Source organism: Lactobacillus sp. ESL0791, assembly GCF_029433255.1.
Classification (GTDB): domain Bacteria; phylum Bacillota; class Bacilli; order Lactobacillales; family Lactobacillaceae; genus Lactobacillus.
In genome coordinates this window covers 783,802-806,234 of record NZ_JAQTHU010000001.1, presented here as the reverse complement: position 1 = coordinate 806,234, position 22,433 = coordinate 783,802, and the positions used below count along the sequence as shown (strand labels likewise).

Here is a 22,433-nt window from a genome sequence, read left to right as displayed (position 1 = left end):
CTAAAACTTTCTCTAAAATATTTTTCTATTAATCTCGTGAATACGGATACTTTAACCCGCTTCCATCAAGATACCACTTTGGTTTGACTTTTACACGCCGATAAATAAATAATGCGACAACTAAAATAAGTAAAAGCAGGCTCAACATTTGCGACACCCGAATTACACCAAACAAGTACAAGCTATCAGTTCTCAATCCCTCAACAAAGAAACGGACAACGGCATACCAGGCCAAGTAAGTCATGAAAACTTCTCCTTGCTTGAAGACATGCTTTTTATGCCGCAAGCTCAAAATAATTATTAAACCGATCAGATTGAAGAATGATTCATACAAAAAAGTCGGCTGATAATAGACACCGTTGATTCTCATTTGACTGATAATAAACTGCGGCAAATGCAGACTCTGCAAAAAATGCAGACTGGTCGGACCGCCGTGGGCCTCTTGATTAATAAAATTACCCCAGCGCCCCAAGATTTGTGCGGCCATCACACCCGGTGTAATCACATCCAGCATTAAAAAGGGCGGCAGCATCCGCTTGTAACAAAAGGCAAGCAAAACAATTAAGCCGGCAATCAAGCCGCCATAGATCGCAATGCCGCCGTTCCAAATCGCAATTATTTGATCGGGGTGCTGGCTATAATAGCCCCATTCAAATATAACATAGTAAATCCTGGCACCGACGTAACCTAAAGGTACTGCCCACAACAATAGGTCAATGAAGTCATCACTCATAATCTGCCGCTTTTTGCCTTCACTAATCGCCATCCATGCCGCCAAAATAATGGCAGCGGCCATAATTACGCCGTACCACTTGACACTTAAACTGCCTAAGTTAAAAGCCACCGGATTAATCGTCAATATCATGTTCAACTTTATCCTTTACTGCATCTTTTTTTGAATTAGCCGCAATCAGTGCAGTCAGATTATCATCAAAGGTTTGAGCGGCATCATAACCTGATCTCTTTGCCCGAAAATTCATGGCGGCAACCTCAATAATATCTTCCATGTTACGGCCAACCTTAACCGGAATCGTAATCTGCGGCAGCTCAACGTTACAAATTTCCCGCTTGCTCTCTTGAAAACCTAAGCGATCGTAATTGGCATGGCTGTCCCAATTAACTAATTTAATTACCAGTCGGATACTAGAACGATTTTTAATGGCGCCAACCCCAAATAATTCCATGATATCAATAATGCCGACACCACGAATTTCCATCAGGTGCTTCAAAATTTTGGGTGCTTCACCCATAACGGTTTCATCGTCGCGCTGGTAAACATCTACCCGGTCATCGGCAATCAGCCGGTGGCCGCGCTGAATTAGGCCCAAGGCAGTTTCCGATTTACCAACGCCGGAATCTCCAGTAAGTAAAACGCCCATGCCCTTAATTTCAACCATGACGCCATGAATGCTGACCCGTTCAGCCAGCCGCTCACGCAAATATCCCGTCAAAATACTGGAAATGTAAGTTGTTGATTCATCCGATGACAAAATAGGAATATGCGCCTGATCCGCTGCCTCTTTCAGCTCTTTTGGAACAGGAAGTGAGCGCGAAACTAAGAAACAAGGCGTCTTGCTGGTACACATTTTGGTAAACACGCGCAAACGACTTTCATGGTCTAAACGCGCGGCATAAGAAATTTCTGTCCGCCCTAAAAGCTGAATCCGCTGTTTAGGATAAAAATCAAAATAGCCGGTTAACTCAAGGCCGGGCCGATAAATATCAGAAACGGTAAGCTGTTTGCCGCTAACATACTGTTTGCCCTGATATATATACACGATATGATTGTCGCGAATCAATTTCTCTAGTTCAACTGCATCTGCCATTTTTATCCCCTTAAACTACTTATCAACGTCTTTTGTATGGACATCCCGCGCTTTTTTACGGTGCTGGTTAGTTGTCTGGCGATTAGTAAAGAAATCATAGTAATTAGACCCGCTAGGCACATTTTCATGATTATTTTTATTCGAAAAGTGATAAATCAGCCAAATTATTAAAATCGCTACTAACGCCACCGGCAACAGGGCAAAAAAGATATGAAAAAACGTAAATAACATACATAAAGCAAGGACAGCAACTAAAACTAAACCGACAATTCCCCAAAAACTCATTTTTTCACCTACTCTGGATTTTCTTGGCTAAGCAGCCACTGTAAATACGCATAAATAAACGGCTGCAGCTTTCCATCCATTACACCATTGATATCAGCCGTTTCATAGCCTGTCCGCAAATCCTTAACTAAATTATAAGGATGAAAAACATAGGAACGAATCTGTGAGCCCCAGCCAATTTCCATCTGGTCGCCCTTCAGGGCCTGCTTTTGCTTACGCTTTTTTTCTTCCTCCAAGTGAAACAGCTTAGCACGCAACTCATTCATCGCCGTTTCCCGGTTTTGCAGCTGCGAGCGCTGCGCCTGGGACGTGGTTACAATTCCCGTCGGCAAGTGGGTAATCCGAACTGCACTGGAGGTTTTATTGATGTGCTGGCCGCCAGCACCGCTTGAACGGTAAACATCAATCCGTAAGTCTTTAGGATCAATATCAATCTGAATGCTGTCATCGACTTCCGGAATAACTTCAACCGAAGCAAAGGAAGTATGCCGCCTTTTAGCCGCATCAAACGGTGAAATCCGGACCAAGCGGTGAACACCATTTTCGGACTTTAACAGGCCATAGGCATTCTTACCGCTAATCCGAACGCTGACGCTTTTAATGCCTGCCTCTTCACCCGCTTCGTAGTTATTAACCTCAAACTGCAGGCCGCTCATATCAGCGTAGCGGTTGTACATTCGAAATAACATCTGACCCCAGTCCATTGCCTCGGTGCCGCCGGCACCCGGATGAATTTCCAAAAGCGCATTATGACTGTCATACTTGCCAGCAAGCAACAGATCTAGCTCATAATTACGGAATTCATCCTGCAATTCTAGCAAATTTTTCTCAATTTCCGTCTGTAATTCCTGATCATTTTCTTCCCGCAACAGTTCAAGCGCCGTGGCCTCGTCTTGGTAAGCTGACTTTAATTTCAAAAACGAATCCCGTTTTTCTTTTAACAGGTTGGTCTCCGCAATCAGTTCTTGTGCCCGGTCTTGATCCTGCCAGAAATCCGGTGCCGCCATTTTCCCTTCATTTACCGCAATGCTCTCGTCAATTGCATCCAGGTCAAAGAGACCCCCTAAAGTTAGCCAGCCGCTTCTGCAATTCGTCCAGCGTACTTTGAATTTCACTAATTTCCATAAATTCTCCTAATTTAGTAAAAAAAGAGAAAGTATATTGCTTTCTCCCTAATTTTATTTTTTACCGGCTAAGATTACGCCTAATTTCTGCCTTCATGAACAGGCGGGTAACGTCAAATTCAATATTTGAAATCATTTCTTCAAACATTCTGTAGCCAGAATCCTGGTATTCAACTAACGGGTTAAGCTGACCATACCCCCGCAGTCCAATCGACTGCCGCAGCTGATCCATCGCGTCAATATGGTCGGTCCAGCGCTCATCAACTACACGTAAGATAACAACTTTTTCAAACTCAAGCATCTGCTCAGGGTCACCTAAGGCCTCTTCTTTTTCTTTGTAATTGGTCTCAACGCTGTCATACAATTTTTGCTTCAGCTCATCAACACTGATATTTTTATAGTCAATCTCATCGGCTTCTTTTTCAGAAATTAAGCTGGAACCAATGAAATCACGCAGAGAATCAAGCCGCCACTTGCTGCGGTCACCTTGGGTAAACATGTCAATCTGACTGCTGATTGTCCGGCGGAGCATTGGAATTAATACGTCCTTAAGTGATTTTTCTTCACCAATGACCTGCATCCGCTCACCGTAAATGATTTCACGCTGGATTCGCATAACATCGTCATACTGCAAAGTTTGCTTACGCGTATCGTAGTTATTACCTTCAACCCGCTTCTGGGCAGATTCAACCTGCCGTGTAATCAGGCGGCTCTCGATCACTTTATCATCATCATTATCGGATAAGCGATCCAAGAAGTCCTTGACCCGGTCGCCGCCAAACCGTTTCATCAAATCATCCTCAAGTGAAAGGTAGAAACGGGTTTCGCCTGGATCTCCCTGCCGGCCGGAACGTCCACGAAGCTGATTATCAATCCGCCGCGATTCGTGCCGCTCGGTGCCGATCACCGAAAGGCCGCCCAGTTCTGTAACACCAGGCCCTAGTTTGATATCCGTACCACGACCAGCCATATTGGTGGCGATCGTGACCGCACCACGTTGACCGGCGTTCATGATAATCTGTGCTTCCTTGGCGTGGTTTTTCGCATTTAAAACCGCATGCGGAATCCGCTCTTTATCAAGCAGCCTGCTGAGCCGCTCTGAACTTTCAACCGCAACCGTTCCAACCAGAATTGGCTGGCCCTTCGAATGCCGTTCCTTGATTTCATCAACAACGGCATGGAATTTTGAGTCCAAAGTTGGATACAAAATATCTGGATTATCGACCCGGATAACCGGCCGGTTGGTCGGAATCGTAATAACCTGCATGTTGTAAATTTCGCGGAACTCTTCTTCCTCGGTTTTAGCCGTACCGGTCATTCCGGAAAGTTTTTTATACATTCTGAAAAAGTTCTGGTAGGTGATTGTCGCCTGCGTTTTTGATTCTTCCTGAATTTTAACGCCTTCCTTGGCCTCAATCGCCTGGTGCAGGCCATCGGAATAACGCCGACCCTGCATTACCCGTCCGGTAAAGGAATCAACGATTAGTACTTCACCTTCCTGAACCACGTAATCGATATCCTTAAGCATGATATAATTAGCCCGCAGCGCTTGATCAAGGTGGTGCACCAGCTTTTGGTTTTCTACATCGTACAGATTCTTCAAGCCAAAATGTTCACAGGCCTTCTGAATACCGGTCCTTGTTAACGAAATCGTCTTGGTCGGCCAGTCAATCTTATAGTCACCATGATCTTCGTCATCATCGGCATCGTCGTCACTCTTGTCTTCCGACAGAGTTTTAACAAAGCGGTCGGCCCGAATATAGTCGCTGTTAGCCCGCTCAGCCTCACCAGAAATAATTAACGGCGTTCTGGCCTCATCGATCAAAATTGAGTCAACCTCATCAATAATTGCAAAGTTAAGCGGCCGCTGCACCATTTGTTCCTTGTAAACAACCATGTTGTCGCGCAAATAATCAAAACCTAATTCTGAGTTAGTTGAATAAGTGACGTCACAACTATAAGCCGCACGCTTCTCATCCGGAGCCATTGAATTCAGGTTCAAGCCTACCGTCAGACCAAGCCACTTATAAAGCTGCCCCATCTCTTCTTCATCACGGCTTGACAAATATTCGTTAACCGTAACAACGTGCACGCCTTTGCCGCCTAGTGCATTCAAATAAACGGGCATCGTGGCCGTCAAGGTCTTACCTTCACCGGTCATCATCTCAGCAATATTACCAAAATGCAGGGCAATTCCCCCTAATACCTGAACATGAAACGGGTATAGGCCCAGCACCCGCTTGGCACCTTCTCGCGCAACCGCAAATGCTTCGGGCAAAATATCCTCTAGACTTTCATCTTTTTGCAGGCGCTCTTTAAATTCCGGCGTTTTGGCCTTTAACTGCTTATCTGAAAGCTTGCCGTATTCATCAGCATAGCTTTCCACCTGATTAGCAATCTTTTCAAATTTTCGTAATTCTCGTTTATCAGTATTGTATAGTTTCCTTAAAATGTTTACCATTTAATCGATCCTTAATATGTAGTTTAAGTATAAAAACACATGATAATTTTAACATGATTAGCAGCAAATTAAAAATATCCAAAACGAAGACCTCACATTCTGTGTGAGGTCTTTTTCATCCTATCTTTATTTTACCATTTATTCCGTTTCAATTAAACCATATTTGCCATCATTTCTGCGATATACCACACTTGTGCCATTGGTTTCGGCATCTTGGAAAACAAAGAAATCATGTTCCAGCATATTCATCTGCAGAATTGCTTCTTCTGGACTCATTGGTTTCAAGCCAATCTGCTTGTTGCGGACGATATCAAATTCACTAGTTTCTTTTTTATCTTCTTTTTCTTCTTCAGCCGTTTCAACAAAGAAGTCTTCATAACCTTTTTCCCGGCTCTTGCGGTTTACCCGCGTCTTATACTTTTTAATTTGCCGTTCAAGCTTTTCAGACACAAAGTCAATACTACGATACATATCATCGGTGGTTTCTTCCGCACGCAAAACTAGGTAAGGCAGCGGGATAGTAACTTCAACTTTAGCAGAATGATCCCGATAAACTTTCAAATTGACATGTGCAACCATGTCCTGACTCAAGTCGAAATATTTTTCCAACTTCTTCAATCTTTTCTCAACATATTCTCTTAAAGCATCAGTTACTTCAATATTTTCACCACGAACGTTGTACTTTAGCATAGAAAACACTCCTTTACTGTTTTTCTTTATACTTTCATTATACAGAAGCTGGAAGCGCTAAACAAGGAAAGAAGCTAACGGCAAATTGAAAAGCTGGAAATCTTTGCCTGGGGGAAAACCGTCAGCAGCTTGTCCCGTGCGTGGTAGAGGGTTCTGCCAGTGGTATAAATATCATCCAGCAATAATATTTTCCCAGAAAAATCTGCCGCAAGATCATTTTTGCGGATAATAAAACTTTGTTTGCTCCGCATCCGTTCCCGCTTATTTTTCTCACCTTGCGCACCGCCGCCCGGCTTCTTATCAAGCAAAAAAGTCAGAGGAACCAGTTCTTGGTAAATTGCACTCACCGTATCAAATTGCCGTTTTTGCCGGTGTTCAGGGGAAGTTGGGACTGGCACATATAAATCAGCGACAATTTTCGCCACTTCTTGCCCGCACAATTCTTGCAAAACCGCATATAATACATAATCCCCGTAGCGTTTATAATTGACCATCAGATCATGAAAGGCATCGTTATAATGATATAAAGAATGATTATACAACAGATTTTTTCCATAAAACTTGCCCCAGGCCCTGCAGTCATTGCAGACATCCCCGTCAGCCCATTCCCTCGAACAAACTTGACAGCGGTTACCGGACAACGGCGTAAAACGCTGCCGGCAGTGCAGACAAATCACAGGTGGCTTTTTCTTCTTAACTGAAAAAATTTGTAAAATTGTGGTGTGCCCGGTAAACTCCTGGCCGCAAAGCAAACAAGTCGTCATCTGTTCATCTCCCTAATCTGCCTAACCGCCAGTTTTATATTTTTAGTATACTGATGATAGCAGTACACAACCAAGCCGGTCGGATCATGCTGCGCACGGCCAACCCGACCAGCAATCTGAACCAAGCTGGCTGTCGTATAAATTGCATCGTCGGCAGCCACGACAATTACCCATACATGGGGAAAGGTGACCCCGCGCTCCAAAATCGTGGTGGTAACTAGTATCTGCAGTCTTTGTTCACGAAAAGCTGCGACCTTTTCTAAACGCTGCTTGTCTGCGGCGTAAACACCTGCTACCTGCGCTTTTTGCAGCCGGTGTTCCTTTCGCAACGCTGCTAAGTAGACAGGAATTTGCTCAATCCGCGGCACAAATAACAATAATGGGTGCCCTGACTCTACTGCTTTGATTATTTCAGAAAGCAGTTTGGAATGGAGCCGCTCTTTTTGCAAAAAAGGCCGTAAAAAAAATTTTTCTTTCGGAACCGGTAAAAGGCCGCCATGAAAACGCCGGTTTAATTTTAGTAACCTTAACTTTTTCTGTTTCACTTCTTCCAGCAAGTCAGCGGTTGGCGTGGCAGTTAGGTAGACTCTAACGCCTGAAGTTTTGACTGCATTCTTAGCCCCGAAGTGAAGCTGCGGATCCCCCACATAAGGAAAAGAATCAACCTCATCAATGACCAGCAGGTCAAAGGCCTGATAAAATTTCAACAATTGGTGTGTCGTACAAATTGTCAGCTGGTCTAAGTCCGGCTCCTTAAATTCACGGCCGTGATACTTGCCAATTTTAATCTCAGAAAAAGCTGCTTTGAATCGAGGATATAATTCATTAACAACATCAATCCGCGGCGTTGCAATGCAGGCACGCTGCCCATTCTTCATACATTCAGCAATTAATTGAAAAAGCATCTCTGTCTTACCGGCACCAGTTACCGCATGAACCAAAGAGTTTTTCTTTTCAAGAAAATTGGTGACCAAACCAGCCGAAATTTTTTCTTGCTGCGAGGTTAAGTGCCCAGACCACGTTAACCCGCCATTTTTTTGCTTAGGAAATTCAGCATGACCCAGATAACGGACAAGCACGTTGCCTTCAACAGCACGGCCAATACCAATGCAGGCACGGCAGTAAAGCTTGCCGTTAGGTAATTTGGCTGAAACAAAAGCACCGCAGCGCTGACAGCGACCATTTTCAATAATATTAACTTGGGTAGCCGCAGCAAGTATGCTAGAATGCCCTTGTTCAGCCGGCCATTGACGGCCAGCTAGTAAAGTTAGATTTTTCATCGCAACCCTCCAAAGAGAAATACGTAAAAAGAGGTAAAAATTTTGGCAGAACAAGAAAATTATTTAACCATTAAAGAAAGCGGCAGCCATGAACTCATTATCAAAAAGAGCAGATTCATCGCCAGCTGTGCAAGAACCCAGACTGTGGTCGAGGCCAATGCCTTTATTCAAGAAATAACCAAAAAATATCATGATGCAACTCATAATACCTACGCTTACGTTGTTGGCCCTAACAATGAACAAGTTAAAGCCAGTGACAACGGTGAACCCTCTGGAACCGCTGGTGTTCCCGAATTAAAAGCACTGGAATTAATGAACCTGCGCAATGTTACCGTCGTGGTGACCCGTTATTTTGGCGGGATCAAACTCGGTGCCGGTGGTCTCATCAGGGCTTATTCCAACAGCGTCACCCAGGCAGCCGAGCACATTGGCGTCGTCAAGCGAGTGCTGCAGCAGGAAATAATTTTTCACCTTGCTTATAATCGTTTTGATGAGGTAAATCATTTTTTAACGCAGCAAAAAATCTATATAAAAAAGGTCGACTACGGCACCGATGTCGCTCTGCATATCTTTCTTGATTATGATGAGCAAAACGCTACTAAAAAAGCACTTACCGACCTGCTTGCAGGTCAGGTCAACTTTAGTAACGGTGAAAAGCGCTATAATGAGCTGCCCGTGAAAGAACACAATTATCACGACAAGTAAAAAGTCGCAGCTTCAGTTGCGACTTTTTACTTATTGTCTTTTTTCTTTAATTGGTTCGGCTTTTCTTCACCCAAATGCCACACTTCAACTGTTGGATCCTTGGCGCTGCGGGCGCTGATTATTTTTTGCGCCAAATGCAGGAGCGGCTTATATTTTTCACCCAACAAGCCAATCGATTCAACAAAGAATTCGAGGGCAAACAGCAATCCAATTGCTAATAACCATGTTCCCCATACCGGCGAAAGCAGGAACAAAAGCGAGATAAAGGAAAAAATTAGCGATAGCGCATAAATAGTCAGCACAGTTTGCCGGTGGGTTAGCCCCATCCGCATCAATTGGTGGTGCAAGTGATGCTTATCCGCTTGTGAGACGGGACGGTTATTTAGTTTCCGGCGGATCATCGCGTAAATTGTATCGGTAATTGGTACACCCAAAATAATAATCGGAATCAGCAGCGAAATAAAAGTTACATTTTTCAGACCTTTTAACGAAAGAACTGCGATCATGAAACCGATATAGAGAGCACCTGTATCACCCAAAAAGATTTTTGCGGGATGAAAATTATAGGGTAAAAAGCCCAGCAGACAGGCCGCCAGCATGAAACAGGCAATTGGGATATATAGCTGCTTGGTATGGAGAAAAAAGTAGCCAACAATTCCCATTGTTGTGAGTGAAATCATGGCCACACCGTCGGCCAAGCCATCCAGGCCATCAATCAAATTAACGGCGTTGGTCAGAGCCAAAATCCAAAAAATGGTAATCGGCAGGCTCCACCAGCCCAAATCAATTGGGTGCTTCACAAACGGCAAATTAAGTACATTCATCCTGATCCCGGCCAAAAAGTAAATAATCAGGGCAGCAACAAAGATGCCAAACATTTTTTGCTTGGGCTTAAGCTCCATAATATCATCAATTATTCCCGTAAGCACAATCACACTGGATGCCAGCAAAATTGAAAAAGCTTCGTGGGTGGGAAATTGCTCCCGCAAGAGAACAAAGACGCCAATGTTAAACGTCACAAAAATGCCTAATCCGCCTAGCGTTGGCATCGGACTTTTGTTAACCCGGCGAGCATTGGGATCGTCAACTGCTCCCAAAACAAAGGCAAGGCGGCGGATAAAAGGGGTAATTGCCACTTGAATAATAACCAGAAAGAATAATTCAACGATAATTTTAAACATAAGATCTGCTTTCTTTAACTTACTTGCCCCTAATTATACAAGCTGTTGAAAAAATGCACAAATATGACCAAAACAAAAAGCTGGATCTTAAAATCCAACTTTTTTATTATCTTACACTTAATTTACTTACTTATTTGCTTTTTCTAATGCACTAGCAACTGCTTCCTTAAATGCCCGACTAGTCGATGAAGCCCCGGAAACAACATCTACATCGCTTGTGTTTTTTTCAAGCATTTCTTTTTGCAATTGCTTTAAAGCTTTTTCACCATAATCTGGTGATTCACTTTCTTGTAAAATTTCAATATTCTTCAACTGTTTTCCGTCATCAACCGTAATCCGAACTACAATTTCATTGCCCATGCCGCTAGTTGACTTGCCTATATATTGATTTTCAGTTGTTGCATAGGTCTTTTCATTCAAATCCGAAGCTGGGAAGTCAGCATTTTGCCAAGATTTAGTTTCGCTAGCAGCACTAACTGCATCAGCTTCTTTCACTTTAGCAGCATTTTCACCCGCAATTTTACCAAAGATTAAGCAATCAGCCACATCTCCACCGCCATTATATTGGTTAGCACCAATATGGCCTAATTCTCCAGCACCATACAGATGCGGAATAACTTTTTGCTCGGTATCCAAAATTTCTGCATTCTCGTTACGACGCGGTCCACCCTGTGTATTCAGCATGGTATGTTGCTGCGCCAAAGCATAAAACGGACCAGTCATTGAAATCTTGGTCATTGTCTTAGGGCTTCTGCCACATTGATAATCAACGCCTTGATCAACAAAGAAATTGTACTCTTCAATCGTTTTTCTCAATACTTCAGGCTTAACGGCAATTTTTTCTGCTAAGCCTTCAATTGAATCAGATTTTATCACTTTGGACATTATTTGCTTTTGAAAATCTGCATTATTAGAATCCATCAATTCATCGTATTTCTTTTGGTCAAAAATCATATGAGGGTGAACCTGTGCTAACGGTATCCGCCAAATACCATGATTATAACGATGACCATGCCTAGTAGCATCATCTTCAGGAACATAACGGGTGCCATCATCGCCAATCGTAATTAGTGATCCACTAAACAGTGCACTCCAACCCATTATGCTATATGCTCTTTCACCCTTGTTAGCAGCAAAGTTAACAGAACCGCCTGGCTCATAATTATTCATGTGCCACAAATCTGCACCTACTTCAATCGCCATTTTAATTCCGTCACCATTATTATATAGAGTACCGTATGGTAATAAATTGGTTTCTCCTAAATAGTCTTGGATCATTTGCTCATTATTTTCAAAGCCACCAAGTGCCATTACAACACCATTATTTGCTTTGACATTAAATTCTTTGCCGTTATTCTCAATTTGAACACCCAAAATTGTCCTGTCTTCAGCCTGAAGTAAATGTTTAGCCGGAGTATCATAAAGAACATCAATTTTGTTTTTACGGTCCAGCACATTTTGGCGTAAAATTTTCCATAAAGCAGCGTCAAAGATCCGATCATGCACTAACAAATCATCACTCGTGTCCGCACCTGCAAATTCCGGATATTCAACTGCCATATAAGCTAATAATGCCACATTTTTATTATCTGGATTTTTTCTTACACTAAAAGCCTTTTTACCCAAATACTTTTCAAAATATTCAGGCAGTTCTACCATTCCAGAAATATATTTATCCAAAACTTTTTCGTCTAAATCTAAAGGTGCTGTCATTTGTTGATAATATTTTTTTAGTTTGGCAAAATCATAACCAGCTTCAACAATTTGTCCACTGTAACGTGTATTACCGCCTTCGTGACCTTCTGGTGCACGATCGATCAGTAAAACTTTAGCATTTTTATCTGCCGCGAAACGTGCAGCAGTTGCACCAGCACCACCAAATCCGATCACAATCACGTCATAATTTGCATCCCATGATATTTTATTATTCACAATCATAATTATTAATCCTTTCCTAACTCATTTACTTAATTATTCGGAAACTGCTTTTTTCATATTTTTATTTAAAATAATTTGGTGTCTATAGTTTAAAACAGTTTTTCCAGTCCATTTTTTAAATGATTTATAAAATGAACTAACACAATTAAACCCAACCAAAAAACTTATTTCTGCAGTGCTTAAATCAGGATCCTGCAACAAATTTAATGCCAAAACCTTTTTTACAAAATTTAATTGCTCCTTAAAATTAGTTCCTTCTTTTTTTAGCCATCTTTGAATCGTTCGTGGTGACATTTTCATTGAGTCAGCTAGATCTGTCAACTGAAATCTGCCACTTACAATCAAATGAAACAAGTTATTTTGAACTGCAACTGAAAACGGAGGTTTAACGCTCGCCTTTTCAATATATTTTTGTAAACCTGGCTGCATAACATTCCAAATAATCTCATTAGTTGTAACAAATCCTTTTAATAAATCTTTTTTCTCAAAAACAAGATAATTATCTGCACTTTTCCGCGGTTTAATCTGCAAATATTTAATGATTTGCGAACCATAATCAAATTTACTCCCAATTGCCTTAGGAATAATATTTAAATTGGTTCCGGTCCTAAGCAAACTAACTAGCGAAAGTTGATCAACAAGTAAGCTAAAACGCGAATTTTTGCGATAATTATCAAGATAGCTAATGTGAATTCTTAAATCTATCCCTTCCTCAAAAGTGCCAATCACAATTGGACCAACTAATTGTTCATAGTTTGCTAGGCGCGTCACAGCTTGTAAACCATTTTTACTTGATAACGCCGCCAAAAAAGATGGAACAAATTTATAGATCTTGCTGGCATCGCTACAAGTCAACAGTTGTGTATCATTAGCATACTTATCAAATAACGCAAAAGAATTAGCAACCTTATTCCAAACAAAACTAAAATCGTCAGCCTTAGACAAATCTGTATTTTTCAAAATAGAATTAAAAGGGTAGCCTAGGCTAAGCAGAGATTTATTCAATTCTTCCCCAGAATCCTTATTCACTGTTGTCCTCCTTTCGCTTGCTATTGTATTCCCTTTCATTTTAGCAAAATATAGTTGCTGACGTCATTTTATGTTCAAACACGCCAAAAATTTTAGCAAAATAAAAAAGCTGAATTTTTCAAAATCCAACTTTTTTATTATTTTGCAATTGTAACAACACGTTTTTCCCGAATAACAGTAATCTTAATATTTCCCGGGTAATCAAGCTCCTTTTCAACCTGATTTCGAATATCACGTGCTAAAACAGTAATTCGGTTGTCCGAAATTTCATCTGGTTCAACCATTACCCGAACTTCACGTCCTGCCTGAATTGCGTATGCTTGCTTAACGCCCTTATAGCGCTTGGCAATCTGTTCCAATTCAGTTAACCGCCTAATATAATTTTCTAGGCTTTCACTTCTTGCACCCGGACGTGCCGAGGAAATCGTATCTGCTGCAACAACAAGTTCAGCAATAAACGATAATTTCGGCACATCGCCATGATGCGCTGCAATTGCATTTACAATTACATCTGATTCATGATATTTTCGTGTTAATTCCACACCGATTTCAACGTGTGAGCCTTCAATATCATGATCAACTGCTTTACCAATATCGTGTAATAATCCCGCGCGAACTGCTAATTTTTCATTTAAGCCAAGCTCAGCAGCCATTGTACCTGCCAGTTTGGCCACTTCAATTGAATGTGCTAAAACATTTTGCCCATAAGAAGTCCGATACTTGAGCCGGCCGAGTATCTTAACTAGCTCAGGATTCATCTTATGAATTCCCAATTCCATTAAGGCACTCTCACCAGCCTCATAAATGTCATCATTAACTTCTTTTCTGGCCTTATCGACCATTTCTTCAATGCGGGCCGGGTGTATCCGGCCATCCTTAATCAAGCGCTCCATTGCCCGTTTGGCGATTTCACGTCTAATTGCATCAAAGCCGCTTAATGTAACCACTTTGGGAGTATCATCAATAATCAAATCAACCCCAGTCAAAGCTTCAAATGAACGAATATTGCGTCCTTCACGGCCAATAATCCGCCCCTTCATTTCTTCGTTTGGCAGATCAACTACCGATACCGTGGACTCAGCCACCGTATCTGCAGAACTGCTCTGAATAGCATCAATTATTACTTTATGAGCGTAATGATCAGCCTTGGCTTTGACCTCTTCATTGCTGCTTTTAATCATTTCCGCACGCTCATTAACCAATTCGTCAGATAATTGACTTAAAACCAGCTTCTTTGCCTGTTCTTGATTTAAATTAGCAACTTCATAAAGCTTCTGCTGTCTTTCCTTAACCAATTCGTCAGCAACGGTTGCTTTTTTCGTTAAATCAGCCTGCTGCTGTTTCAATTGTTTTTCTTTTTGCGAAAGTTCATTCTCACGTTCATCCAATAATGAATTTTTATGGTCAAGATTATCCTCACGCTGCTGAAGACGATTGTTGTCACGAGAAATATTATCGCGTTTAACACTCAGCTCATCCTCAACTTTTTGCCGGTAATCCTGAATTTTTTCTTGAGCTTCGAGAATTTTTTCTTTCTTAGTATTTTGTGCGCTTTGCTTTAGAGCTGCGGCCGCTTGCTTTTGTGCCTTGACTTCGGCTTTGGCGGCAGCTACGTGTACTCTAGCATCAGTTAAAATCTGGTCAGCATTATTTTTTGCATTATGCACTTGCTTTTCCCAGATGTTTTTTCGGGTGCCATAACCCAAGCAAAAACTTAGTAAAATTAAAATAATAGCAGTTGCGACGGGAATCAAAACTTCATTTATCATGATTCTATCGCCTTTTTTCAAATTATTAACACACTATTATGATAAAGAACCTGACTGCTCATGTCAATTAAGACAAAAAAAACCTTGAAATCAAATTCCAAGGTCCAGATCAATTTCCTCAATCTTTTTTACTTTTGCTGTCAGCTTCTTTTTTATCAGAAGCTGGTTCACCTTCATTTTTTTCTTTAACTTTTTCTGGATCTTCGCGATCAGCAACTGACTTTTCATCAATCCCAAACGATGACCGCACTTTTTCCTGAATATCCTGATAAATATCTTGGTGTTCCTCAATGTACTGCTTGGCATTTTCACGTCCCTGACCGATGCGTTCGCCATCATAAGAATACCACGACCCGGCCTTGGCAACAATATCCTTATCGACAGCCATATCAAGCAACTCCCCACTTTGAGAGATGCCCTTGCCATACATCATGTCGACCTCGGCTACCTTAAACGGCGGTGCCACCTTGTTTTTTACAACTTTGATCTTGACCCGGTTACCGATAAAATCGGTCCCCTGTTTAATCTTTTCGGCACGCCTAATTTCTAAACGGATTGTTGCATAAAATTTTAATGCACGTCCGCCCGGGGTCGTTTCCGGATTGCCAAACATTACGCCAACTTTTTCCCGGATTTGGTTGATAAAAATGGCAATTGTCTTAGTTTTAGATATATTTCCCGACAGTTTACGCAAAGCCTGGCTCATCAATCGCGCCTGCAGACCAACGTGTGCGTCACCCATTTCACCGTCAATTTCCGCTTGGGGAACCAGAGCGGCAACAGAGTCGACAACCAAGATATCAATTGCACCGCTGGCAATCAGCGTGTCAGCAATCTGCAGGCCCTCCTCACCAGTATTCGGCTGCGACAAAATCAATGCATCTACATCAACACCTAAAGCCTCGGCATAAGCCGGATCCATGGCATTTTCTGCATCAATGTAGGCTGCTGTGCCGCCCCGCTTCTGTACTTCTGCAACCGCGTGCAAAGCAACCGTTGTTTTACCAGAAGACTCTGGACCATAAATTTCAATGATACGCCCGCGCGGATATCCGCCAACACCAAGCGCTGCATCAAGTGCAAGTGAGCCTGTTGGCACCGTCGAAATTTTGGTATCGGCCTTATCGCCCATGCGCATAACCGCACCTTTGCCAAAATTCTTTTCTATTTTTTTAAGTGCTTTCGCTAAAGCCTCTTTTTTTTCGTCTTTTTCTTCTTTGACCAAGCGTTTTACCTCCTAGTAACTTACATTTTATAATTATACTTTGCTTAACGGCAGGATTGCAAGATTAAAGCGAACAGATGTTTACAGATCTTACTGTTCTTTACTATGTACGCAAAAACATCCATTATTTTTTGCTAGTAATTGCTAAAAATAAATTTTTGAATAAAAAAAGCACTAACTGCTTAGTACTTTCTTACATCGAACCCTTGAAAACACCCCATGATTGATGGAAATAATCATAGCCGGAGTAAATGGTAAAGATTAATGCCAGATAAAGCAAAATGGTACCAATATGGTAAAAATCACCAATTAGCAAAAAGATAATCGACAACATCTGACAGGTCGTTTTTATCTTCCCTGGCATTTTAGCAGCCATCACCTGACCCTTATTTTCGGCTAAAATCAGGCGCAAGCCCGTTACGGCAAGCTCACGGCAGACAATGATTGCCACTATCCAAGCAGGAGCTAAATTCAACGAAATCAGGAAAATAAAGGCGGTCATCGTTAGCATCTTATCGGCTAGCGGGTCGGCAAATTTACCAAAGTTTGTTACCATGTTGCGTGAACGCGCGATATGCCCATCAAACCAATCGGTGGCCGAAGCTCCAGCAAACACAACCGCTGCAACTACCAATTTCCAGTAAACTGTCGTTCCAGCTACCTGTACATGGGCATTACCCCCAAAAATCACAATCAGCGCAAACACTGGTATCAAAAATATTCTAAAAACCGTTAATTTATTAGGTAAATTCATTCTTAACTATTTCTCCTATCTATTGCCCATTGCTGTCATTATCACTTTTTCCATCATCGTGACTGTCTTGCCCACTTTGACCGTTATTGTTATCAGTGGAAGAATTGCTAGAATTGTCGGAATGTGAATTGTTTTGGTTGTGCTGACTATTATTCTGCGTTGACTGGCTATGCTGCGAATTATTGCTGTGCTGCGTTTGACTACTGCTATTATTCTGTTTGTTTTGCGAATTAGTAGTTCCAGTATTGCTATTTGTCGTATTTGTATTATTTTGGTTGGTCTGGGTGTTAGTGTGATTATTTTGTGTCGCTTGTTGATGCTGCGCATTTCCGAGTAAAAATGTTAGAGACAAAGAGCTATTAAGATTATCGTACGGCACTTTGCGGCCGCCAACTGTAATTGCAGTGCCTAAAGCGTTACTAAAGGTAACAACAAAATTTTGGGCGTCGGCCGGAAGATCCATTGTGTGCTTTTGAGCCGCAGCTAGTGTTTGACTCCAGCGTGTAATCCCATTGACTGCAACTGTTACCGTTACTGCCTGCTGACCCGCACGAACAACTAAGCGCCGGTTATTCTTCAAACCGGTTACCCGAAACTGATTGCTGGCCAAGCGGTGAATCTTAACCGGATTTTTCTTGATAACCTTCTTTTTTTCCTTTTTTTCCTTCTTTTTCGGAGTCTTATTCTGTGAAGCAACTGTCACATCATTATTTTCAGGCTTATGACTTTGCTGGTTAGCCATGCTATGAGCATACAAAGCATAACCAACTAGGACAACGACAATCACCGCCAGTCCAATAACAATCCGCGGAAGATAATTTTTCCACAAGCGGCGCTTAGGACTGGCCTTCTTCTGCACCTCTTTACTCTTATTGTCGATTGACTCTTCGACATACTCGTCTGGTTCTGCTTTAGGGACATCCTCACGATATTCACTGAGCAGCTCTTTGCCATCAAGACCCACGATCTGGGCGTACTGCCTGATAAATGCACGTACATAAAAGTCGCCGGGAAGCTTATCAAAATCGTCCTGTTCAATCGCACTTAGGTATCTGCTTTGAATTTTTGTTGCCTTTTCAATGTCCGCAAGCGAGAGTCCCTTTGCCTCTCGAGCACTGCGTAATTTATCTCCGATATCTGCCATAACTACCTCTTCATATTTTTATTATTATATAGAGTATAACATTTTATCACTTATATTTACTATAAAAGCCAGCCGCCGCTAACATAAATTGTTTGTCCTGTAAGATAACCGCTGCTTGGGGAAAGAATGGTCTTGACCCAAAAAGAAATATCTGTTGTCTCAGCTAAGCGACCCGCAGGAATTTCTTCTTTTACTTCTTGCATTGTTTCACTGGAAAAGATCTCGTTCATCGGTGTCTTGACTGCCCCCGGCGCAACAACATTTACCGTCAGATTGGTTGACGCTACCTCACGCGCATATGCCTGGCTAAACCTCGTTAAGCCAGCTTTGCTGGCACTGTAAACTGCCTCAAGGGCACTGCCTTCACCGCCATACACGGATCCCAGATAAACAATGCGGCTAAAATCATTTTTAACCAAGACCGATTCCAGCAAATGCGTCAGCTTAATTGGAACAAGCAGATTAGTCTGAATAATCTGTTCAATCACTGCCATCTTTTGGTCGGCAATAAAATTATAATCCGTAATTCCCTGAGCAAAAACAGCTGCATTGATAGTTAATAAATTTTTAGTAAAAGCCAGTAAGTCCGTATCGCTAACTGCAAAATCCAGTTTAACCGGGATAAAATCCTGCTGAGGGTAGCTGCACATCAACTCGCGACCCATTTTTACTGCTTCATCCCACTTTTGATTGCAATGAAGGTAAAGCGACCAGCCATCTGCTGCTAGGTCAGAACAAATTGCCCTGCCGATCCCGCCAGTTGCACCAAAAACGATTGCTCTTTTCATCAACCACATTCCTCTAGTCTTAAGCCTTTATAAAATCATTTTACCATTAATTACACTTAAATTAAGTGCAAATTATGCTATCTATAAATTTCTTAAAACTTTATTGTTTGCCACTGTCTTTTTCTGGAGGCAATAAGACCTGCCGGGGTTTTGCACCTTCCGATGGACCAACAACCCCTTTAGCTTCCATCTGGTCAACAATTCTTGCCGCACGATTATAGCCGATACGGAAGCGGCGCTGCAATAACGACACGCTTGCCGTTTGCTGCTTTCTGACTAAGGCAACGGCCTCCTGATAAAACTCATCTTGATCATCAGCAGCAGCGGTTTGATTTGTTTCTTCGCCTTTTTTAGGAATCATCTCTTGGTCATATTCAGGTTTTTGCTGCTTTTTAACCCAAGCAATCACCCGTTCCACCTCATCTGAGGAAATATATGCGCCCTGAATTCGCTCAGGCTTTGAAGCACCAATCGGCAAATACAGCATGTCACCGCGGCCCAGCAACTTCTCTGCCCCAGTTTGGTCCAAAATTGTCCGCGAATCAATCCCGCTGGAAACGGCAAAGGAAATTCGCGACGGAATATTGGCCTTAATCAAGCCGGTAATCACATCTACACTCGGCCGTTGGGTTGCCAAAATCATGTGAATTCCGGCAGCTCGCGCCATCTGGCCCAAACGGACAATGGCGCCTTCAACATCATGACCGCCGACCATCATTAAATCACTAAGTTCATCAACTACCACTAGGATATACGGCAGCGGCTGCATAACAGGCTTAGTTTTATCCGCATTATTTTCTCTAACCTTGGAATTATATTCCGTCATGTTGCGGACACCGCCGGCAGCAAATAATTTATAGCGGCGTTCCATTTCCTTGACAACTTTTTGTAAGGCATTAGCAGCTAGTTTGGCATCAGTCACCACCGGGATCAGCAAATGCGGAATGCCATTATAAACCGAAAGTTCAACCATTTTCGGGTCAATCAAAACTAGCTTAACTTCTTCCGGCCGGGCTTTCATTAGGACACTCGTTAAAATTGTGTTGATCGCCACCGACTTGCCCGAGCCGGTTGATCCGGCAATCAGCAAATGGGGCATTTTAACCAAATTAGCGGAAACAATTTTGCCGCTGACTTCTTTACCCAGAGGAACCTCCATCGGTATCTTCTTTGCGGCCGTGTCCTGGTGTTCAATCACATCCCGAAAGGAAACAATTGAGGTCGTCTTATTAGGCACCTCTATGCCAATAAAGGGCTTGCCTGGAATCGGCGCCTCAATCCTGATATCCTTGGCAGCCAAAGCTAGAGCCAGGTCATCTGCCAAATTGACAATGCGGCTGACTTTAACCCCCACAGCGGGCTGCACCTCATACCGCGTGATCGTTGGTCCCAAAATTGCCCGCTTAATCAAAACCTTTACGCCAAAACTCTTAAAAGTTGACTGCAATGTCTGCGTATTTTTCCTAATAGAAGCCTTATCAGACGCCTGGTCAACGTTTTTAACCGCATCAAGCAGTGTCAGCGGCGGTTTTTGATAAGACGGATTAACCTTGCTGTTAATTTGCAGCTCACCGTGACTGACATTTGCCAACTCTTGCAACAGCTTTTCGTCCTCGGCAGCCTCTGCATGGGCCTTTGGCAGCTTTGTCTCCGTCCCAGTTTCGTTTTGGCTTTGCGCCGCAATCTGAATCTGTGGTTCCGGATCAAGCTCTTCTTGTTCACTTGGTGCTTGCGCTGCTTGCTCTGTCTCGGCTGCACCTTTATTCTCCGCAGAAAAGTCGGCTACATCAGGAAAAACTGCCACTTTTTCATTTCCCTTCTCCTCATTTTTCGCCTGCAGTCTTTTTTCTTTTAAATCGCTATATTTGCCCTTTAACTTAACCCCGGCTTCCTTATTTTTGCTGATAAATTTCTGACCAAAAGCCTGTAATCCATTAACTATCGTTCGAAACTTAACGTTAAAAAACATCAACAAACCGATGGGAATAAGCAGAATGGCAACAATTCTAATTCCTAACTGTCCCAGCAGCGAATAAAACAACTGGTAGCCGGCCGCACCAAACAATCCGCCCCCAACGGAAACGGTTACGCTTGCCCGGGTAAATTCAGCTGTCATCTCATGCCAAAAGGAATTCATAAAGGCACTGTTCACTAGTTCGCGCGCAAAATACTGTCCACTTTGAATCAGCAGCAGTCCAAATAAGGCAGCAATTAGCCCTAAACTGCGTTTAAAACCCAAATGAGCCGGCTGGTTGTAAATAAACATCACCACGCCAAACAAGGCCAGCAAGCCGCCAACCAGCAAGTACGAATCACCAAAAAATAGCCGCAGACAATTGGCAACCTGCCTGCCTAAAATACCAATTTTAATAAATGCTAAAACCGCAATTAATATTTCTACAAGGCCGACTATTGCCCAAACAATTGTCTCCTTCTGCTTGCGAACCTTTTTGCCTGTCTTTTTCTTTCTTTTCTTAGGCATCTTCTCACCCGGTAAGAACTAAAAGTTAGCCGTGAAGTTTAAGTTGACCGGCTTATCAAGCGCCACTTGGGTAACCTCATAAGTCAGCGTTTCAATATACTCCACAAGTGGCCGGCTCAGCAATTTGTAGTCCGTCTTATCCAAATCGCTGCCGTCGCCAAAATAATCTTTCAGCTGCACAATTTGGGTGATCACACCGCTGACAGAGAAATCTCCTGGTGCGGGCGCCACATCAAAAATAACCGTTATTTCAAAATAATTGCCATCTTCACCTTCGTCAACTGTGCCGTCATCATTTTGCCTGGTGACTTTTTTCAGGCCAAAATTAACTTTATCCTTTACTTCGCTTTCTTCGTTCATATCGTAATGAAACGCCTGGACCATCACTGGTGTTTCTTTTTCAAAATCCATTATCTTTTTTCTCCTAAAATTCTTTCGTACCTTTCGGGACGGTTGTAATTGTCTTTTAACTTGTCATTGCTGTAATGGTGGCTCGTTTCCATGTTGGGAAAGCCTTGCTGACGCAGTGCCTCAAGCAGAACCATTGCCACCGAGTTAGCCAAGTTATAGCAGCGGATATTATCCGACATCGGAATCCGCAGGTTGCGATCATAGTATTCGCGCATAAAGGTTTCCGGCAAGCCCGTGGTTTCCTTTCCGAACACAAAGTAATAATTCTTATCAGGAGCCGTATAATCAACATCTGAATAATTCTTCGAGGAAAATTTTGAAATTAAATATAACTCATCATTTTTACCTAATGATTTCAGAAAGGCAGCCAGATCGTCATGCCGGTGCACTTCAACCTTGTCCCAATAATCCAACCCGGCCCGCTTCATTTTTTTATTATCAATTTGAAAGCCCAGCGGCTCAATTAGATCGAGAACCGTATTCGTCCCGGCACAGGTACGGGCAATATTCCCCGTATTGGCCGGCATCAATGGCTCGTACAGCACAACATGATTTGTCATAGATATCTTCCTAACCT

General features: G+C 42.5%; 20 protein-coding genes. 1 reads left to right on the top strand and 19 read right to left on the bottom strand.

Annotated features, from left to right (window positions below; all coding sequences use genetic code 11):
* Positions 1-28 precede the first annotated feature (28 nt).
* From lgt to PT285_RS03990, 8 genes are all read right to left on the bottom strand, one after another.
* The gene (gene lgt / locus PT285_RS04025; RefSeq protein WP_277148017.1) at positions 29-865 is read right to left on the bottom strand and encodes a prolipoprotein diacylglyceryl transferase; all 837 of its coding nucleotides are present in this window, start codon (positions 863-865) and stop codon (positions 29-31) included.
* Positions 849-1,826: an HPr(Ser) kinase/phosphatase gene (gene hprK / locus PT285_RS04020; protein WP_277148015.1), complete on the bottom strand. Its 978-nt coding sequence runs from the start codon at positions 1,824-1,826 to the stop codon at positions 849-851. The genes lgt and hprK overlap by 17 nt, the downstream gene beginning before the upstream one ends.
* Positions 1,827-1,841: 15 nt before the next feature.
* Positions 1,842-2,111, bottom strand: coding sequence for a hypothetical protein (locus PT285_RS04015; protein WP_277148013.1), 270 nt, complete (start codon positions 2,109-2,111; stop codon positions 1,842-1,844).
* An 8-nt stretch (positions 2,112-2,119) separates the two neighbouring features.
* Positions 2,120-3,236, bottom strand: a protein-coding gene (prfB, locus tag PT285_RS04010; protein ID WP_277148011.1) for a peptide chain release factor 2 whose coding sequence is annotated in 2 segments (ribosomal slippage) — positions 2,120-3,163 and positions 3,165-3,236 — 1,116 coding nt in all. Because the reading frame shifts where the segments join, the coding sequence is not laid out codon by codon here.
* A 60-nt stretch (positions 3,237-3,296) separates the two neighbouring features.
* A complete protein-coding gene (gene secA / locus PT285_RS04005; RefSeq protein WP_277148009.1) occupies positions 3,297-5,696 on the bottom strand; it encodes a preprotein translocase subunit SecA in 2,400 nt (799 codons plus the stop codon).
* Positions 5,697-5,834: 138 nt separating this feature from the next.
* On the bottom strand, positions 5,835-6,386 hold the full coding sequence (gene hpf / locus PT285_RS04000) for a ribosome hibernation-promoting factor, HPF/YfiA family (protein ID WP_277148007.1): 552 nt from the start codon (positions 6,384-6,386) through the stop codon (positions 5,835-5,837).
* A 74-nt stretch (positions 6,387-6,460) separates the two neighbouring features.
* Positions 6,461-7,150: a ComF family protein gene (locus tag PT285_RS03995; RefSeq protein WP_277148005.1), complete on the bottom strand. Its 690-nt coding sequence runs from the start codon at positions 7,148-7,150 to the stop codon at positions 6,461-6,463.
* Positions 7,147-8,430 carry a helicase-related protein gene (locus PT285_RS03990; protein ID WP_277148004.1) on the bottom strand — a complete coding sequence of 428 codons (1,284 nt, stop codon included), beginning with the start codon at positions 8,428-8,430 and terminating at the stop codon, positions 7,147-7,149. The genes PT285_RS03995 and PT285_RS03990 overlap by 4 nt, the downstream gene beginning before the upstream one ends.
* 42 nt (positions 8,431-8,472) lie before the next feature.
* Here PT285_RS03990 and PT285_RS03985 point away from each other — a divergent pair, with 42 nt between their 5' ends.
* On the top strand, positions 8,473-9,135 hold the full coding sequence (locus PT285_RS03985; RefSeq protein ID WP_277148002.1) for a YigZ family protein: 663 nt from the start codon (positions 8,473-8,475) through the stop codon (positions 9,133-9,135).
* 26 nt (positions 9,136-9,161) lie between these two features.
* On the opposite strand, the gene PT285_RS03980 is transcribed toward PT285_RS03985, so the two are convergent.
* From PT285_RS03980 to PT285_RS03930, 11 genes are all read right to left on the bottom strand, one after another.
* Positions 9,162-10,316 (bottom strand): glycosyltransferase family 4 protein, encoded by a 1,155-nt coding sequence (locus PT285_RS03980; protein WP_277148000.1) that lies wholly within the window; start codon positions 10,314-10,316, stop codon positions 9,162-9,164.
* Positions 10,317-10,442: 126 nt separating this feature from the next.
* Entirely contained in the window at positions 10,443-12,254 is a 1,812-nt protein-coding gene (locus PT285_RS03975) for an FAD-dependent oxidoreductase (RefSeq protein WP_277147998.1), read from the bottom strand.
* Between the two features lie 33 nt (positions 12,255-12,287).
* Positions 12,288-13,283, bottom strand: coding sequence for a helix-turn-helix transcriptional regulator (locus PT285_RS11380; RefSeq protein ID WP_277147996.1), 996 nt, complete (start codon positions 13,281-13,283; stop codon positions 12,288-12,290).
* Between the two features lie 137 nt (positions 13,284-13,420).
* The gene (rny, locus tag PT285_RS03965) at positions 13,421-15,052 is read right to left on the bottom strand and encodes a ribonuclease Y (RefSeq protein WP_277147994.1); all 1,632 of its coding nucleotides are present in this window, start codon (positions 15,050-15,052) and stop codon (positions 13,421-13,423) included.
* 118 nt (positions 15,053-15,170) lie between these two features.
* Positions 15,171-16,277 (bottom strand): recombinase RecA, encoded by a 1,107-nt coding sequence (gene recA, locus PT285_RS03960; RefSeq protein WP_277147992.1) that lies wholly within the window; start codon positions 16,275-16,277, stop codon positions 15,171-15,173.
* Positions 16,278-16,470: 193 nt separating this feature from the next.
* Complete coding sequence (gene pgsA / locus PT285_RS03955) at positions 16,471-17,031, bottom strand: CDP-diacylglycerol--glycerol-3-phosphate 3-phosphatidyltransferase (RefSeq protein ID WP_277147990.1); 561 nt, start codon at positions 17,029-17,031, stop codon at positions 16,471-16,473.
* 19 nt (positions 17,032-17,050) lie between these two features.
* Positions 17,051-18,175 (bottom strand): RodZ family helix-turn-helix domain-containing protein, encoded by a 1,125-nt coding sequence (locus PT285_RS03950; RefSeq protein ID WP_277147988.1) that lies wholly within the window; start codon positions 18,173-18,175, stop codon positions 17,051-17,053.
* A 59-nt stretch (positions 18,176-18,234) separates the two neighbouring features.
* The gene (ymfI, locus tag PT285_RS03945; protein ID WP_277147986.1) at positions 18,235-18,963 is read right to left on the bottom strand and encodes an elongation factor P 5-aminopentanone reductase; all 729 of its coding nucleotides are present in this window, start codon (positions 18,961-18,963) and stop codon (positions 18,235-18,237) included.
* 100 nt (positions 18,964-19,063) lie between these two features.
* Positions 19,064-21,445, bottom strand: a complete 2,382-nt coding sequence (locus tag PT285_RS03940) for a DNA translocase FtsK (protein ID WP_277147984.1) — start codon at positions 21,443-21,445, stop codon at positions 19,064-19,066.
* 18 nt (positions 21,446-21,463) lie between these two features.
* A complete protein-coding gene (locus PT285_RS03935; RefSeq protein ID WP_277147982.1) occupies positions 21,464-21,856 on the bottom strand; it encodes a DUF1149 family protein in 393 nt (130 codons plus the stop codon).
* Positions 21,856-22,416, bottom strand: coding sequence for a tRNA (cytidine(34)-2'-O)-methyltransferase (locus PT285_RS03930; RefSeq protein ID WP_277147980.1), 561 nt, complete (start codon positions 22,414-22,416; stop codon positions 21,856-21,858). Before PT285_RS03930 ends, PT285_RS03935 begins: the two co-directional genes overlap by 1 nt.
* Between the last annotated feature and the right edge of the window lie 17 nt (positions 22,417-22,433).